This is a genomic window from Stutzerimonas sp. R40042, from assembly GCF_026642215.1.
Lineage (GTDB): Bacteria > Pseudomonadota > Gammaproteobacteria > Pseudomonadales > Pseudomonadaceae > Stutzerimonas > Stutzerimonas frequens.
On the sequence record NZ_CP113258.1, the window covers coordinates 3,357,758 to 3,373,333 of the forward strand.

Genomic DNA, 15,576 nt, shown 5'->3' on the forward strand with positions numbered 1-15,576 from the left:
CGCTCATGAACAGCCTGCAAACCGCCCAGACGCCGGACCATGCCGCAGCGCACGGCCCGGCGCTGAGGCTTGCCGGTGTCGATCACACGCACGCTGGTGGCCAGCTGGCGCTACGGGGCATCGACCTGGAGGTCGCACCCGGCGAGCGCGTCGCCATCATCGGCCCGTCCGGTGCCGGCAAGACCACCCTGCTGCGTCTGCTGGCCACGGCACTCAAGCCCGCCAGCGGCGAGGTCGAGCTGCTCGGACAGCGTCCCTGGTCGCTCTCCGCCGGGGCTCGCCAGCGCCTGCGTACGCGCATTGGCCTGATCCACCAGGCGCCGCCGCTGCCACCTCGGCAACGGGTCATCACCGCGGTGCTGGCCGGTCGTCTTGGCCAGTGGTCGCTCGCCAAAAGCCTGCTCAGCCTGATCTACCCACTGGATCGCCAGGGCGCTGCCGACGCACTCGGTCGCCTGGACCTGGCAGACAAGCTGTACATGCGCTGCGATCAGCTCTCCGGCGGCCAGCTGCAGCGCGTCGGTATCGCCCGCATGCTCTACCAGGGTGCGGACCTGATCCTCGCTGACGAACCCGTTTCGGCAATGGACCCGGTGTTGGCTAGCCACACCCTCGGCCTGCTCAATTGCGAGGCGCAACGGCGCAACGCCACCCTGCTGGCCAGCCTGCATGCGGTGGAGCTGGCACTGGGGCATTTCCCGCGGATCGTCGGCGTGCGGGACGGTCGCATCCTGTTCGACAAACCCGCCGCTGCGGTCGGTCAGGACGAGCTGACCGCGCTGTACGCCAACGAGCAGCTCGGACGCCCGCCAGCATCGGCACCGGCGCCGCGCGTGCAGCTGAACATTCCGCGATGCTGAACCCCGCGCTCGTTCCCCGCGACCCTGCCGCCACCTCTCGCCTGCTGCTGACACTGCTGGCCGTGGCGCTGCTGTGGCCGGGCCTGCGGCTGAGCGAGCTGGACCTGAGCGTGCTGTTCGACGGCAGCAACGCCGATACCATGGGCAGCTTCGTTACGGCCTTCTGGCCGCCGGAGCATGGCAGCGAATTCCTCGCCCTGCTCTGGCAGGCGACGCTGGAAACCCTGGCCATCGCCACCGCCGGCATGACTCTGGCGCTGGCCATCGCCATCCCTTGCGCCCTTCTCGCCACCCGCGCGCTGTCGCTTTCGGCGCTCAGCCGAGGCGGCCGTCCGGCCTGGTGGACGCACGCCCTGCGCTGGCCGGTGCGCGGCCTGCTGATCGTGCTGCGCAGCATCCCGGAAATCGTCTGGGCGCTGCTGTTTGTTCGCGCCGTCGGCCTCGGCCCAACGGCCGGCGTGCTGGCCATCGCCATCACCTACGCCGGCATGCTCGGCAAGGTCTATGCGGAGATCTTCGAATCGGTCGATCCGCTGCCGACCCGCGCGCTGCTCGGCGGCGGTGCCTCCCGGCTGCAGGCGTTCTTCTACGGCGTGCTGCCGCAGGCCACCGGAGAGATGCTGTCCTACAGCGTCTACCGCTGGGAGTGCGCGATTCGTGCATCGGTGGTGATGGGCTTCGTCGGCGCCGGCGGCCTGGGTCAGCAGATGGATCTGTCGATGCGCATGTTCGCTGGCGGCGAGGTGGCCAGCATGCTGCTGACCTTCCTCGCCCTGGTGCTGCTGGCGGACCTGCTCAGCCGGCTGCTGCGCTGGAGGTTCGCATGAGGCTGCTGTCGCGCCTGCTCATCCCGCTGGGTCTGCTCGGTGCCGTGGTGGCAGCATTCGCCTTCCTGCAACTGGACAGTGCCGCGCTGCTCAGCCGCGACGGCCTGACCCAGATGGCTGCCTACGCGTCAGGCTTCATGACCCCGGATCTATCGGCCAGTCATCTACGGGCGATCGCTCACGGCACGCTGGAAACCCTGGCCATGTCGGCCATCGGCACCCTGCTCGCGGCAGTTCTTGGCCTGTTGCTGGCGCTACCGGCCGCGGGGCGCTTCGGCCTGGTTGCGCAAGCTGCATCGCGGCTGTTGCTCAATGCGCTGCGGGCGATTCCGGAACTGGTGTGGGCGGCGCTGATGGTGCTCGCCGCTGGGCTAGGACCTAACGCCGGCACCCTGGCGCTGGCGCTGCACACGGCCGGAGTGTTGGGGCGGCTGTTCGCCGAGGCGCTGGAGAACACCCCGCCGCCCCCCGCCGACGCCCTGCGCCTCGCCGGTAGCGGCCGGATCACCGCGTTCTGCTACGGCACCCTGCCGACACTATGGCCGCAGCTGGTGGCCTACACGCTATATCGCTGGGAAAACAACATCCGCATGGCCAGCGTGCTGGGCTTCGTCGGCGCCGGGGGCCTCGGCCAGATGCTCTACATGAGCCTCAGCCTGTTCCAGGAAGCCCAGGCCTCGACCGTCATCCTGGCGATGCTGTTGATGGTCCTGGTCGTCGATGCCACCAGTGGCTGGATGCGCATGCGCTGGGTCCGCGGCTGAGTCCAGCCACTCAGCCGCCGCTCGGTCGGCCACGCGGCGTGAGCTCGATGATTTCCTCGGTGATCTCGTCCTGGCGCAGGCTCCGGTATTCGCCGAGCAGCGACTCGCGGCGCTCCTGCAGATGCCCCTCAGCCGAGATCATCGCCTGCATCCGCGCTTCGTTTTCCGCGGCATAGGCCAACACCAGCGCTTCGCACAGTTCAGCGAATAGGTACTCGTCAGCCAGACCGGCCACCAGCGCCGCCGACGACAGGTGCGTGCAGGGCGCGGACCCGCGGCTGGCCTGGGGGAAGCGGCCATAGTCGAACGGCAGCAGACGTCGTGACAGCAGGGTTGGCGGCCCGGCTTCACCTGGCTGGGCATGCAGCAGACTGAAATGCAGCGGCCGCTCATCGAGCCCGGCGTAGATGCGCTCGAGCAAGGTTGTGGCGAGCTCCGGCACATCGTCCAGATGCACCGCCATGGATGCGCTCCAGGCCGGTACCAGCCGGTGCTCGGGCGCTGCGACCTGCCCATGCTCGCCCAGCAACCAAAGCTCGGTATCCGCGTCCAGGCTACCGGCCAGGGTTTCCAGCAGCCGCGCATCGAAGCCGCCGACGAAGCCCTGCTCGGCACAGATAGCCAGGACCACCTGCCGCGGCTGCCTTGCCATGGGCAGCTCGTCCGCCGGCTCGCGCGGCAAGGCCAGCGCCTCACCGATGGCGATTCCGAGCGTCTGCGCGTAGTCGCGTACCGCCGCCAGCGAGCGCTGCGCCTCGCGCGAGCGCGCCGAAGCGATCGCACGCATGGCGCCAATCACCAGCCCGAGTTCGCGGGTGGTCTCCAGGTGGCGCGCAACCTCACCCAGCCGGCCGCTCATGCCCCGCCCTGCTGCAGCTCGTCGCACAGCGCGGCCACCGTCTGCACCAGCCGCTGCCGAGCGGCATCGTCCAGTTCGCCACCCTGCTCCAAGGCCTCACGCAACGTCGGCGCATGGGCATCGAGCCAACCCGGCAGACGCTGCTGCAGCGGAGCGATCACGCTGACCGGGCGCTCATCGAAGGTGCCTTCGGCCAGGGCGGCGAGCAACGCGATCTGATCGCTGCGCCGCAGGGCAGTGAAGCGCGGCTGAACCAGCAGCGCGCGGATCCGCTCGCCGCGGGTCATCTGCTGCCGCACCCGGGCATCGCCCAGACCGCCGAAGCGGGTGAACATTTCCAGCTCGAGGAACTGCGAGTACTCCAGGCGCAAGCGCCCGGCCACCTGACGCAGCGCCTTGGGCTGCGCCTTGCCGCCGACCCGGCTGACCGACAGGCCGGTCTCGACCGCCGGGCGCTGATTGGCCGCCGCCAGGTGGCTGTCCAGAACGATCTGGCCATCGGTGATCGAAATGAGGTTGGTGGGGATGTAGGCGGCCAGGTTGCCCGCTTCGGTCTGAGCGATCGGCAGGGCGGTCAGCGAGCCGCCGCCACGCTCGAGCGACAGCCGGGCCGCGCGCTCGAGCAGGCGCGCGTGCAGGTAGAAGATATCGCCAGGAAAGGCCTCGCGGCCCGGCGGCGCGTGGGTGAGCAAGGCCAGTTCGCGATGGGTGGCGGCATGTTTGCTGAGGTCGTCGATGACGATCAACGCATGCTGGCCACGGTCGCGGAAGTACTCGGCAATGCTGAACCCGGCGAAGGGCGCCAGCCACTGCAGGCCCGCACTGTCGGCAGCAGTGGCGACAACGAACACGCAGCGCTCCGGCGCACCCTGCCGGCGCACGGCTTCGATGGCCTGCTGCACCGCCGCGCTACGCTGGCCGACGGCGACGTAGACGCAGATCACGTCCGAGTGCTTCTGGTTGATGATCGCGTCCAGCGCCAGGGAGGTCTTGCCCGTGGCCCGGTCGCCGATGATCAGCTCACGCTGGCCGCGGCCGATGGCGAACAGGGCGTCGACGATCAGCACGCCGGTGTCGAGCGGCTCGCTGACCAAGGCTCGCTCGATGATTGCCGGGGCCGGTCGCTCGACCGGCAGCCATTCGGCCGTCTCTGGCGCGGCGCGATCGTCCAGTGGACGCCCGAGCGGGTCGACGACCCGCCCGAGCAGCGCCGGGCCGGCCGGCACCTGCAGCACCTGACCGGAACCGAAGACGGGCATGCCGGCCGCCAACGTCGTCTGACGATCGAGCAGCACGGCCGCCAGGTGCCCCTCCTCCAGGCTCATGACGAAGCCAAGGCTGCCATCGGCGAAGCGCAGCAGCTCGTCGAGGCGGACGCTGGGCAGGCCGCTGACATGGGCGATGCCATCGGCAACCTGCTCGACACGTCCGGTCTCGAGACCCTCGCTGCCGACCAGCGCCCGCGCCAGCGCCGCCCGCTGGCGTGCCAGCCAGCCATCGTTCGGCTTATCGAGGTCATCCTGCGCCATGCTGCAACTCCTGCTGCACCCGGGCGAGATCGGCCCGCAGACTGTTATGCACCTGCGCAGTACGCCCCTGGAGTTCGAGCCCGGCGATGAGGCTCGGATCGACCCGCACCACCAGCGTCGGTCGGCGCCCGAGTACGCCACTCAGGGCATCGAGGCAGGCCGCCAGCTCGGCTTCGTCCAGCGCACGCGCGGCGTGCAGCACAAGCGCGTCCGACTGCTCCGCCAGGCCCTGGCGCACCGCTTCGGGCAAGCGCGCGGTAGCCTCGGCAAGCCCCTCGATAAAGCCGTTCACACGCGCCGACTCCGGCAGGCGTTGCAGCAGGCGTGCAGCGATTTCCAAGGCCAACTGCGCAGCCTGTGCTTCGAGCGTCTGTCGCATCTGCGCCTGCTGGGTCTGCCATTGTGCTTCGGCCAGGCGACGGTGCTCGTCGGCCTCTGCCCGAGCGGCCTGCAACAGCTGCTCACGTGCCTGCTGCACGTCCTGCTCGACCTGCGCCAGGGCGGCGTCGCGCTGCGCCTGCAGCGCCTGGTGCTCGGCCTCGATACGCGTGCGCGTCTCGTCGGCTGCCTGGCGCGCCTGGTCCGCCTCGGCCAGCAGATGCTCGGCGGCCTGTTGTCGCTCAGCGATGATCCGCGCGACCGGCTTGAACAGGAAACGCGACAGCAGCCAGACCAGAACGACGACATTGATCGCCTGCAGGCCAAGGGTCCACCAGTCCAGGCTCATTCGCGCCTCACTGCACGAAGGGGTTGGCGAACAGCAGCAACACGGCGATCACCAGGCAGTAGATGGCCATGGTTTCGATCATCGCCAGACCGACGAACAGCGTTCGCGAGAGCGTTCCGGCGGCCTCCGGCTGGCGCGCGATGGCGTCCATCGTGGCGGCGACCGCCTTGCCTTCGGCCAGGGCCGGGCCGATGGCACCAAAGGACACCGCCAGGGCGGCGCCAAGAATGCTGACGATCTGAATCATGTTGTCCATGGCAAGACTCCGAGTGGGTTGTTCAGTCGCCGCCGATCGCGGCGCCAATGAAGACCATCGCCAGCACGCTGAAGATGTAGGCCTGGATGGCGCCGGTCAGTACGTCCAGCGCCATGAAAGGAATCGGCACCAGCAAGCCGGCCAACGACAGCGCGATGCCGATGACGAACACGCCGCTCATCACGTTGCCGAACAGCCGCACGGTGAGCGAAAAGGTCCGGGTGATCTGCTCCACTAGGTTGAGCGGGACCATCAGCCAGCTGGGCTCGGCAAAGGCACGCAGGTAACGGCGCAGGCCACGCCGTGCGATGCCGTAGCCAACGCTGGCGACCAGCACCAGCAGCGCCAGCGCGGTGTCGGTCTCGAGATTCGCTGTCGGCGGCTCGATGCCGGGCACCAGCTCGCTCCAGTTGGCGGCGAGAATGAACAGGAACAGCGAGCCGATCAGCCCGCGGTAGGGCGCCGCCGCCGCAACCTGCATGGTGTCCCGGATCTGCGCGTCGAGCGTGGTCACCAGCAGCTCGAGCACGGCCTGCAGGCGCGACGGATGCAGCGCCAGGCGACGCGTCAGCCACCAGCTGCCGATGCCGAGCAGGGCCATCAGTGCCCAGGTGACAACCACCGGGTGGCTGATCGGCAGCGGGCCGATCCAGAACAGCGTTTCATGGGTCAGGGGTGAATGGATCATGAGGCCGGCCCTCGCCGGCGAATCAGCTGCCAGCGCGCCAGCAGCAGGCCCAGGCAACCGCCGAGCAAGGCACCCAACCCCAGGTTTATCAGTGAGGCCAGCAGGGCCACGCTGAGCCCGATACGCAGCCACTGCAGCGCCAGCGCCGCGGCGAGCCGCCCTTCGCCGAACAGGCGCAGGTTGAAGGCCAGCCCCGAGAAGTGCAGCCATCCGGTGAGCCACCCGACAACGGCGCCGGTCAGCCAGAACGACCATGTCGGCATCAGTTTCTCCTCATTGTCGATCCATCCAGCGCCAGGCCGACCACAGGCCGAGCCCCGCACCGGCGACCACCAGGGCCGCCGAGAACAGCACCCCGCTGCCGAGCAGACGATCCAGCCAGCGCCCCACCAGCAGCCCCAGCAGCAACGGCGTGACGATCATCCAGCCGAGCAGACCGACCTGGCCGAGTCGCCGCGCCAGGGAGGGTTCGGGGTCATCGCGCGCCAGGGTCTCCCGCCGCTGCGCTTGCCGCGCCGCGTCGCCGAGCCGATCTGCCGAGGACGCTGGTCGCTTCAAGATTGGCCCCCATCCTCGGTGAAAGGCGTCGGCTCGCCGGCGCGCAGATAGCGCACCAGCTGGCGTACCGCGCTGGTGTGCAGCTGCAGGTGCCCGACGCGGGTCTGGCGCATGCACTCGCGACGCGCCTCCCGTTCGCTGTCCACCTCCGCCTGCAGCGTGTCCAGGCGCTCGCCGAGCACCGCTTCGCGGCAGGCGATGCGCAGCTCGCCTGCGCTGAGGCTGAGCACGCCGCCGCTGACGGCGCAGTAATGCCTGCTGCCATCGGCGAGGCGCCATCGCAGCACGGTCGGCACCAGCACCGTGAGCAGGTCGGTATGCCCCGGCAGGATGCCGAAGGCGCCGCTGGCATCCTCGGCCCGCAGCGCCACCACCTCGGCGTCGATCAGGACACGCTGTGGGGTGGTCAGCAGCAGGTGCAACGGCGAGGTCATGAGCGCGCCTCCTGACGTGAGGCCATTTCGCGGGCGCGCGCGTCCTCCAGGGTGCCGGTCATGTACAGCGAGCGCTCCTGCCAGTCATCGCACTCACCGTCGAGAATCGCCCGGCAGCCGGCCAGGGTATCGGCCAGCGCCACCGAATGCCCCGGCATGCCGGTAAAGGCCTCGGTCACCGCGAACGGCTGGGTCAGGAAGCGCTGCAGGCGACGTGCGCGGTTGACGATGCGGCGGTCGTCGACGCCGAGCTCTTCGACGCCCAGCAGCGAGATCACGTCCTGCAGGCTGCGGTAACGCTCGATGGCGCGGCGCACCTCGGTGGCGATACGCACATGCTCGTCCCCTACCACCAGTGGATCGAGCATCAGCGACGACGAGGCGATCGGGTCGACTGCCGGGTACATGCCCTGCGCCGCCATGCTGCGCGACAGCACGACCATGCTGTCGACATGTGCGGCCAGCGCGCTGACCGCCGGGTCGGTGAAGTCGTCGGCCGGGACGTAAACCGCCTCGATGGCAGTCACCGCAACGCCATCGACCGATACGATGCGTTCCTGCAGCTCGGCGACCTCGTCGGCCAGCGTCGGCTGATAGCCCACCCGTGACGGAGGCCGGCCGAGCAGACCGGAGACCTCGGCGCCGGCCTGCACGAAACGGAAGACGTTGTCCATCAGCAGCAGCACGTTCTGCCGGCGTTCGTCGCGGAAGTATTCGGCGATGGTCAGCGCGGTGAAGGGCACGCGCCAGCGGGCACCGGGCGGCTCGTTCATCTGCCCGTAGACCAGCACGGTGTGATCGAGCACGCCGGAGCTGCGCATGTCGAGCAGCATCTCGTGCCCTTCACGCGAGCGTTCGCCGACACCGGCAAACACCGAGATGCCCTGGTAGCGCGCTGCCATGGCGTGGATCAGCTCCATGACCAGGACCGTCTTGCCCACTCCGGCCCCGCCGAACATCGCCGCCTTGCCGCCCTGCACCAGCGGGGTGAGCAGGTCGATGACCTTGATTCCGGTGGCGAACAGCTCACGGTTGGCCCGTTGCGATGCCAGCGGTGGCGGCTGGCGCAGGATCGGCCGCCGCGGCAGCGTCGATTCGAGCGGATCACCGAGGTCGCCGGCCTCGCCATGCACGTTCAGCAGGCGCCCCAGGACGGCGGGGCCGACCGGCACCTGCAGCGGTCCGCCCAGGGCTCTCACCGGCAGGCCACGTGGCAGACCCGCGGTGTTGCCCAAGGCAATGGCGCGAATACGCGATTCGTCGAGGTGCGCCTGGACCTCGGCGAACAGGGAGACTGGTTCGGTCACGATCGACAGCGCCTCGCCGAGCGCCGGCAAGCCGCCCTCGAACCGCACGTCGAGCACCGCGCCACGCACCGCCGTGATTCGCCCTTCGAGTACCTCTGCCATCGCCGCTGGCCCCTTCTAGGTCCAATGGGTCTCAGCAAAGTGAACTACCGGACAGGCGAACCCGCAAGCGCGGCGACGCCGCAGGCCATCAAGGCACCGTCATGGTGCGGTGGCGGTACGCTCCTGCACCAGCACCCAGGGCGCCACGACCACGGCCCAGAGGTCAGGATCGCGCTCCAGCCAGTCTTGCGCCTGCTCGGCAGGCATCTTCGCCAACTGCCCGCTGGTCAGCCAGGCGGCCACCTTGGTCTGATCATCTTCGGCTACTGCCACCGCCACCTCGACCAGATCGGCCTCGCCGGCCACCTGCAGCAACGCGCCGCGGGCAAAGAAAGGTTGCAGTTCCTGCCAGGTGATCGCTGCGGTTTCGCCCAGCAGCTTGGCATAAAGAGTGCTTGCGTCGTCGGCCATGGGATTCGTCCGTAACGAAAAGGGCGCCATGATACCCGCGCCCCAATTCCCATCAAACGGTTGAATCTGCCGGCTGTGCAAACGGAGGAGACACTTCTACACTGTGCCGGTACAGTTGCCGGAGCGTTTCGGGATGTTCGCCTCTTAACGGCTCTCCGGCCCGCAGGATTCAAACAATAACGATGCAAGTGGAGCACTTATGAAGACCAAGCAGCGTCTTTCGAAAATTTTCCTGGCAATGGCACTGACCGGCGCAGCCAGCTACACCCTGGCCGCCGATACCATCCGCATCGGATTGGCAGGGCCGGTAACCGGGCCGGTGGCGCAGTACGGGGACATGCAGTTCATCGGGGCCGAAATGGCCATCGAGCAGATCAACAAGGCCGGCGGGGTGAACGACCAGCAACTCGAGGGTGTTCGCTACGACGACGCCTGCGATCCGAAGCAGGCCGTGGCGGTAGCCAACAAGATCGTCAACGACGAAGTGCAGTTCGTCGTCGGCCACCTCTGCTCCAGCTCCACTCAGCCGGCATCCGACATCTATGAGGACGAAGGCATCCTGATGATCACCGCGGCGTCCACCAGCCCGGACATCACCTCCCGCGGTTACGAACTGATCTTCCGCACCATCGGCCTCGACAGCCTGCAAGGCCCGACCGCCGGCAACTTCATCGCCGACCACGTCAAACCGAAGAACGTCGCGGTCATCCACGACAAACAGCAGTACGGTGAAGGCATCGCCACTGCCGTCAAGCAGACCCTGGAAAGCAAGAACGTCAAGGTCGGCCTGTTCGAAGGCATCAATGCCGGCGACAAGGATTTCTCCTCGCTGATCGCCAAGCTCAAGCGTGAAGGCGTCGACTTCGTCTATTACGGCGGCTACCACCCGGAACTGGGTCTGCTGCTGCGCCAGTCCAAGGAAAAGGGCCTGAACGTACGCTTCATGGGTCCGGAAGGCGTCGGCAACTCGGAAATCTCCGCCATCGCCGGCCCGGCCTCCGAAGGCATGTACGTGACACTGCCGAAATCCTTCGACCAGGATCCGCGCAACAAGGAACTGGTCGAGGCCTTCAAGGCCAAGAAGCAGGATCCGAGCGGCCCGTTCGTGTTCCCGGCCTATGCTGCGGTTCAGGTCATCGCCGAAGGCATCGAGAAGGCGGGCAGCACCGACACCGACAAGGTCGCCGAAGCGCTGCGCAGCAACAGCTTCGATACCCCGACCGGCGTCCTGGAGTTCGACGAGAAAGGCGACCTGAAGAACTTCAACTTCGTCGTCTATGAATGGCACCAGGACGGCACCAAGACCGAAGCCAAGTAATTTCCATCAGCCTCGCAAAGCCCACACTCGCTTGTGGGCTTTGTTTTAGCGGGCGGCCCAGCCACAAGCACCGGGCCGTCTTGCCATACCTGTAATCCAGCGAGCGGCCTGAACAGCAGGCCCGCCTCGAACCGGCGCCGTGCGTGATCCGCAGGGGGCCGTACCGCAGTGGCGCCGCGCCAGGGTGGGCGGTGTGTTCGACGTGGGCAGCGCAGCCAGACCGGATGGAATTGCAGGGACTTCGGAGAGCAGTGATGCCTGAGCTTTACCACTACCTACAACAGCTGATCAACGGGCTGACCGTTGGCAGCACCTACGCGCTGATCGCCATCGGCTACACGATGGTGTACGGCATCATCGGCATGATCAACTTCGCCCACGGCGAGGTGTACATGATCGGCTCGTATGTCACGTTCATCGCCATTGTCGGCCTGTCGATGATGGGCCTGGATGCCCTGCCAATCCTGATGATCGGCGCCTTCGTCGCGGCCATGATCGTCACCAGCGCCTACGGCTACAGCATCGAACGGGTCGCCTACCGCCCGCTGCGCGGCAGTAACCGGCTGATCCCGCTGATCTCGGCGATCGGCATGTCGATCTTCCTGCAGAACGTCGTGCTGCTGGCCCAGGACTCCAAGGACAAGGCCATCCCCAACCTGATGCCGGGCAATCTGGTCTTCGGCGAAAGCACCATGAATGGCGTGGTGATCTCCTACATGCAGATCCTGATCTTCGTGGTCACCTTCGCCGCCATGTACGGCCTCACGCTGTTCATCTCCCGCTCGCGCCTGGGCCGTGCCTGCCGCGCCTGCGCCGAGGATCTGAAGATGGCCAACCTGCTGGGCATCAACACCAACGGCATCATCGCCCTGACCTTCGTCATCGGCGCAGCTCTGGCTGCCGTCGCGGCGGTGCTGATCAGCATGCAGTATGGCGTGATCAACCCGCACATCGGCTTCCTGGCCGGCATCAAGGCATTCACCGCCGCGGTTCTCGGCGGCATCGGCAGCATCCCCGGGGCCATGCTCGGTGGTCTGGTGCTCGGCGTGGCCGAAGCCTTCGGTGCCGACATCTTCGGTGATCAGTACAAGGATGTGGTGGCCTTCAGCCTGCTCGTGCTCGTGTTGCTGTTCCGCCCCACCGGCATCCTCGGCCGCCCGGAGGTCGAAAAGGTATGACCGGCAATCTTCGTACAGCCTTCTTCAGCGCCCTGCTGGTCATCGCCGTGGCGGTGCCGGTGTTCGGCCTGAAGCTCACCACCGTCGGCATCCGCGTCGAAGTGCATGGCGCCGAGGCGAGCACCTTCTGGATCATCGCCGCCTGCGCGGTGGCCATGTTCGTCTGGCAACTGTTCCGCACCCATCTGGCCGCCGGCTGGGCGGCCAGCCCGAGCCTGCCGAGCGTGCCAGCCGGTGCCGGTAGCTTCCTTACCCTGCCGTCGACCCAGCGCTGGATCATTCTGGGGCTGATCGTGCTCGCGCTGGCGTGGCCGTTCTATGGTTCGCGCGGCGCGGTGGATATCGCCACCCTGATCCTGATCTACGTGATGCTCGGCCTCGGCCTGAACATCGTCGTGGGATTGGCCGGCCTGCTCGACCTGGGTTATGTCGGTTTCTATGCCGTCGGCGCCTATACCTACGCGCTGCTCTCGCATTACTACGGGGTCGGTTTCTGGACCGCGCTGCCGATCGCCGGGGCCATGGCCGCACTGTTCGGCTTCCTGCTCGGCTTCCCTGTCCTACGCCTGCGCGGTGACTACTTGGCCATCGTGACCCTCGGCTTCGGCGAGATCATCCGCATCCTGCTGCGCAACATGACCGATCTCACCGGCGGCCCGAACGGCATCAGCGGCATCGAAAAACCGACGCTGTTCGGCCTGTCCTTCGACCGCCGCGCCGCCGAGGGCATGCAGACGTTCCACGAGTATTTCGGCATGGCCTACAACTCGGTGAACAAGGTGATCTTTCTCTACCTGATCGCCCTGCTGCTGGTGCTGCTGACCCTGTTCGTGATCAACCGTCTGCTGCGCATGCCGATCGGCCGCGCCTGGGAAGCCCTGCGCGAAGACGAGATCGCCTGCCGCGCCCTGGGCATGAACCCCACCGTGATCAAGCTCTCGGCCTTCACCCTCGGTGCGACCTTCGCCGGCTTCGCCGGCAGCTTCTTCGCTGCACGCCAGGGGCTGGTCTCGCCGGAGTCGTTCACCTTCATCGAGTCGGCGATCATTCTCGCCATCGTCGTGCTGGGCGGCATGGGCTCGCAGCTCGGGGTGATCCTCGCCGCCATCGTGATGATCCTGCTGCCTGAGCTGATGCGCGAATTCAGCGAATACCGCATGTTGATGTTCGGCGCCCTGATGGTGCTGATGATGATCTGGCGTCCGCAAGGCCTGCTGCCGATGCAACGCCCACACCTGGAGCTGAAGCAATGAGCCGCCCGATTCTAGAAGTACGCGGCCTGATGATGCGTTTTGGCGGCCTGCTGGCTGTCAACGAGGTGGGGCTGAAGGTACATGACAAGCAAGTGGTATCGATGATCGGCCCCAACGGTGCCGGCAAGACCACGGTGTTCAACTGCCTGACCGGCTTCTATCAGCCGACCGCGGGGGAAATTCTCCTCGACGGCACGCCGATCCACGGCCTGCCCGGCCACAAGATCGCCCGCCAGGGCGTGGTGCGCACCTTCCAGAACGTCCGCCTGTTCAAGGACATGACGGCGGTGGAAAACCTGCTGGTGGCCCAGCACCGCCACCTGAACACTGGCTTCCTTGCCGGCTTGTTCAAGACGCCGGCGTTTCGCAAGAGCGAGCGCGAGGCGATGGAGTTCGCTGCACACTGGCTGGAACAGGTGAACCTTACGGATATCGCCAACCGCCCGGCTGGCACCCTCGCCTACGGCCAGCAGCGCCGCCTGGAGATCGCCCGCTGCATGATGACGCGCCCGCGCATCCTCATGCTCGACGAGCCGGCCGCCGGCCTGAACCCGAAGGAGACCGAGGACCTCAAGGCGCTGATCGCCATGCTGCGCGACGAGCACGGTGTCACCGTGCTGCTGATCGAGCACGACATGAAGCTGGTCATGAGCATTTCCGACCATATCTACGTGATCAACCAGGGCACCCCGCTGGCCAACGGTACGCCCGAGCAGGTCCGCAACAACCCGGACGTGATCAAAGCCTATCTGGGAGAGGCGTAAGCATGCTGACTTTCGAAAACGTCTCGACCTTCTACGGCAAGATCCAGGCCCTGCACGACATCAACGTGCAGGTGGAACAGGGCGAAATCGTCACGCTGATCGGCGCCAACGGTGCCGGCAAGTCGACCCTGCTGATGACCCTCTGCGGCACGCCGCAGGCGGCCAGCGGCAGCATCCGTTTCCAGGGTGAAGAGCTGGTCGGCCAGCAGACCTGCGACATCATGCGCAAGGCCATTGCCGTGGTACCCGAAGGGCGGCGGATCTTTGCTCGTCTGACCGTTGAAGAGAACCTCTCCATGGGCGGTTTCTTCACCGGCAAGGCCGATTTCCAGGAGCAGCTGGACAAGGTGCTCGGCCTGTTCCCGCGGCTCAAGGAGCGCTATCAGCAGCGCGGCGGCACCATGTCCGGTGGTGAACAGCAGATGCTCGCCATTGCCCGCGCACTGATGAGCAAACCCAAGCTGCTGCTGCTCGACGAGCCATCGCTGGGCCTGGCGCCGATCATCATCCAGCAGATCTTCGAGATCATCGAACAGTTGCGCGAGGATGGCGTAACGGTGTTCCTGGTCGAGCAGAACGCCAACCAGGCGCTCAAGCTGGCCGACCGCGGTTACGTGCTGGAGAACGGCCACATCGTCATGCAGGGTAGCGGCGAGGATCTGCTGACCGATCCGAAGGTGCGCGACGCCTACCTGGGCGGCTGACACCACAACCATACTCGACGAACGAAGCCCTGCCAGCCGGCGGGGCTTTTTCGTTTTCAGCCATCCCCATCGCGTCGCAGACGAACCCGGGCGCTGCGCGCACAGTCGAACACCCGCTATTCTTCGTCGAACCGCCTCTTTCACCTGATGCCCGTCAAGGAGACCTCATGATGCGCCACTGCCTACTCGGCCTGCTCATGGCTGCCAGCGTCACTGCCAACGCCGCGGTACAAACCCAGGAAATCCCCTACACCGCTGCCGATGGCACCAAGATGATCGGCTATTACGCCTACGACGACGCCATCGAAGGCAAGCGCCCCGGCATCGTCGTGGTGCACGAATGGTGGGGCCTGAACGACTACGCCAAGCAACGCGCCCGCGACCTCGCCGAACTCGGCTACAGCGCCCTGGCCATCGACATGTACGGCGAAGGCAAAAACACCGAGCACCCCAAGGACGCCATGGGCTTCATGCAGGCCGCCCTGAAGGACGCCGATGCGGCCAAAGGCCGCTTCAATGCCGGGCTGGACCTGCTCAAGGAGCAGGCCCAGACGGAAACCGACAAGCTCGGCGCGGTGGGCTACTGCTTCGGCGGCAAGGTGGTGCTGGACATGGCGCGCCAGGGCGTGCCACTGGACGGCGTGGTCAGCTTCCATGGCGCGCTAGCCACCGAAACCCGCGCCGCGCCGGGCAGCGTCAAGGCGCGCGTGCTGGTCGAGCATGGTGCCGAAGACAGCATGATCAGCAGCGATGACATCGCCGCGCTGAACGTCGAGATGGTCAAGGCTGGCGCCGACTACCAGTTCGTCAGCCTGCCGGGGGCCAAGCACGGTTTCACCAACCCCGGTGCCGATGCCCATCAGAAGAACGGCCTCGACGTGGCCTATCAGAAAGCCGCGGACGAACGCTCCTGGCGCGACATGCAGCGCTTCTTCGAGGACACCTTCGGCAAGTCGAACCCCGCTCCGGCACAGTGACCTTCGATCCCTCACGCTCGATTCGTCCCGGCGGCGCGCCTGCCGCCGGGGCTCGTGCTA

At 66.8% G+C, this 15,576-nt stretch carries 19 protein-coding genes; 9 read left to right on the forward strand and 10 right to left on the reverse strand.

Annotated features, from left to right (window positions below):
• Positions 1 to 5 precede the first annotated feature (5 nt).
• Genes OUY36_RS15870 through phnE form a run of 3 tightly spaced genes read left to right on the forward strand, consistent with a single transcriptional unit; the run spans position 6 to position 2,451 of the window.
• A complete protein-coding gene (locus OUY36_RS15870) occupies positions 6 to 860 on the forward strand; it encodes a phosphonate ABC transporter ATP-binding protein (RefSeq protein WP_267935057.1) in 855 nt (284 codons plus the stop codon).
• Positions 854 to 1,687 (forward strand): PhnE/PtxC family ABC transporter permease, encoded by an 834-nt coding sequence (locus OUY36_RS15875; protein ID WP_267935059.1) that lies wholly within the window; start codon positions 854 to 856, stop codon positions 1,685 to 1,687. The genes OUY36_RS15870 and OUY36_RS15875 overlap by 7 nt, the downstream gene beginning before the upstream one ends.
• Entirely contained in the window at positions 1,684 to 2,451 is a 768-nt protein-coding gene (gene phnE / locus OUY36_RS15880) for a phosphonate ABC transporter, permease protein PhnE (RefSeq protein ID WP_267935061.1), read from the forward strand. Before OUY36_RS15875 ends, phnE begins: the two co-directional genes overlap by 4 nt.
• 10 nt (positions 2,452 to 2,461) lie before the next feature.
• Here phnE and OUY36_RS15885 read toward each other — a convergent pair whose 3' ends face one another.
• The 10 genes from OUY36_RS15885 to OUY36_RS15930 all read right to left on the reverse strand — a co-directional run bounded on the left by OUY36_RS15885 (position 2,462) and on the right by OUY36_RS15930 (position 9,322).
• Positions 2,462 to 3,310, reverse strand: coding sequence for a F0F1 ATP synthase subunit gamma (locus OUY36_RS15885; protein ID WP_267935063.1), 849 nt, complete (start codon positions 3,308 to 3,310; stop codon positions 2,462 to 2,464).
• Entirely contained in the window at positions 3,307 to 4,839 is a 1,533-nt protein-coding gene (locus tag OUY36_RS15890; RefSeq protein WP_267935065.1) for a F0F1 ATP synthase subunit alpha, read from the reverse strand. The genes OUY36_RS15885 and OUY36_RS15890 overlap by 4 nt, the downstream gene beginning before the upstream one ends.
• The gene (locus OUY36_RS15895; protein ID WP_267935067.1) at positions 4,826 to 5,566 is read right to left on the reverse strand and encodes a F0F1 ATP synthase subunit delta; all 741 of its coding nucleotides are present in this window, start codon (positions 5,564 to 5,566) and stop codon (positions 4,826 to 4,828) included. The genes OUY36_RS15890 and OUY36_RS15895 overlap by 14 nt, the downstream gene beginning before the upstream one ends.
• Positions 5,567 to 5,573: 7 nt before the next feature.
• On the reverse strand, positions 5,574 to 5,822 hold the full coding sequence (locus tag OUY36_RS15900; RefSeq protein WP_041106786.1) for a F0F1 ATP synthase subunit C: 249 nt from the start codon (positions 5,820 to 5,822) through the stop codon (positions 5,574 to 5,576).
• 22 nt (positions 5,823 to 5,844) lie between these two features.
• A complete protein-coding gene (locus OUY36_RS15905; RefSeq protein ID WP_267935069.1) occupies positions 5,845 to 6,510 on the reverse strand; it encodes a F0F1 ATP synthase subunit A in 666 nt (221 codons plus the stop codon).
• Positions 6,507 to 6,773, reverse strand: a complete 267-nt coding sequence (locus OUY36_RS15910; protein ID WP_041106788.1) for an N-ATPase subunit AtpR — start codon at positions 6,771 to 6,773, stop codon at positions 6,507 to 6,509. Before OUY36_RS15910 ends, OUY36_RS15905 begins: the two co-directional genes overlap by 4 nt.
• Before the next feature lie 10 nt (positions 6,774 to 6,783).
• Positions 6,784 to 7,068, reverse strand: a complete 285-nt coding sequence (locus tag OUY36_RS15915) for an AtpZ/AtpI family protein (RefSeq protein ID WP_267935071.1) — start codon at positions 7,066 to 7,068, stop codon at positions 6,784 to 6,786.
• Positions 7,065 to 7,502: a F0F1 ATP synthase subunit epsilon gene (locus OUY36_RS15920; protein ID WP_267935073.1), complete on the reverse strand. Its 438-nt coding sequence runs from the start codon at positions 7,500 to 7,502 to the stop codon at positions 7,065 to 7,067. Before OUY36_RS15920 ends, OUY36_RS15915 begins: the two co-directional genes overlap by 4 nt.
• Entirely contained in the window at positions 7,499 to 8,911 is a 1,413-nt protein-coding gene (gene atpD / locus OUY36_RS15925; RefSeq protein ID WP_267935075.1) for a F0F1 ATP synthase subunit beta, read from the reverse strand. The genes OUY36_RS15920 and atpD overlap by 4 nt, the downstream gene beginning before the upstream one ends.
• A gap of 99 nt (positions 8,912 to 9,010) precedes the next feature.
• Entirely contained in the window at positions 9,011 to 9,322 is a 312-nt protein-coding gene (locus OUY36_RS15930) for a DUF2288 domain-containing protein (protein ID WP_110776231.1), read from the reverse strand.
• Between the two features lie 199 nt (positions 9,323 to 9,521).
• Between OUY36_RS15930 and OUY36_RS15935 the strand changes: the two genes are divergently transcribed.
• The 6 genes from OUY36_RS15935 (at position 9,522) to OUY36_RS15960 (ending at position 15,516) form a co-directional block, all read left to right on the forward strand.
• Entirely contained in the window at positions 9,522 to 10,640 is a 1,119-nt protein-coding gene (locus tag OUY36_RS15935; protein ID WP_063542558.1) for a branched-chain amino acid ABC transporter substrate-binding protein, read from the forward strand.
• A 254-nt stretch (positions 10,641 to 10,894) separates the two neighbouring features.
• The gene (livH, locus tag OUY36_RS15940; RefSeq protein ID WP_063542556.1) at positions 10,895 to 11,818 is read left to right on the forward strand and encodes a high-affinity branched-chain amino acid ABC transporter permease LivH; all 924 of its coding nucleotides are present in this window, start codon (positions 10,895 to 10,897) and stop codon (positions 11,816 to 11,818) included.
• Positions 11,815 to 13,071 (forward strand): high-affinity branched-chain amino acid ABC transporter permease LivM, encoded by a 1,257-nt coding sequence (locus OUY36_RS15945; protein ID WP_063542554.1) that lies wholly within the window; start codon positions 11,815 to 11,817, stop codon positions 13,069 to 13,071. Before livH ends, OUY36_RS15945 begins: the two co-directional genes overlap by 4 nt.
• The gene (gene livG / locus OUY36_RS15950) at positions 13,068 to 13,835 is read left to right on the forward strand and encodes a high-affinity branched-chain amino acid ABC transporter ATP-binding protein LivG (protein WP_063542552.1); all 768 of its coding nucleotides are present in this window, start codon (positions 13,068 to 13,070) and stop codon (positions 13,833 to 13,835) included. Before OUY36_RS15945 ends, livG begins: the two co-directional genes overlap by 4 nt.
• A 2-nt stretch (positions 13,836 to 13,837) precedes the next feature.
• Complete coding sequence (locus OUY36_RS15955; protein ID WP_063542550.1) at positions 13,838 to 14,539, forward strand: ABC transporter ATP-binding protein; 702 nt, start codon at positions 13,838 to 13,840, stop codon at positions 14,537 to 14,539.
• Positions 14,540 to 14,709: 170 nt separating this feature from the next.
• Positions 14,710 to 15,516, forward strand: a complete 807-nt coding sequence (locus OUY36_RS15960; RefSeq protein WP_267932904.1) for a dienelactone hydrolase family protein — start codon at positions 14,710 to 14,712, stop codon at positions 15,514 to 15,516.
• The last annotated feature ends 60 nt before the right edge of the window (positions 15,517 to 15,576 follow it).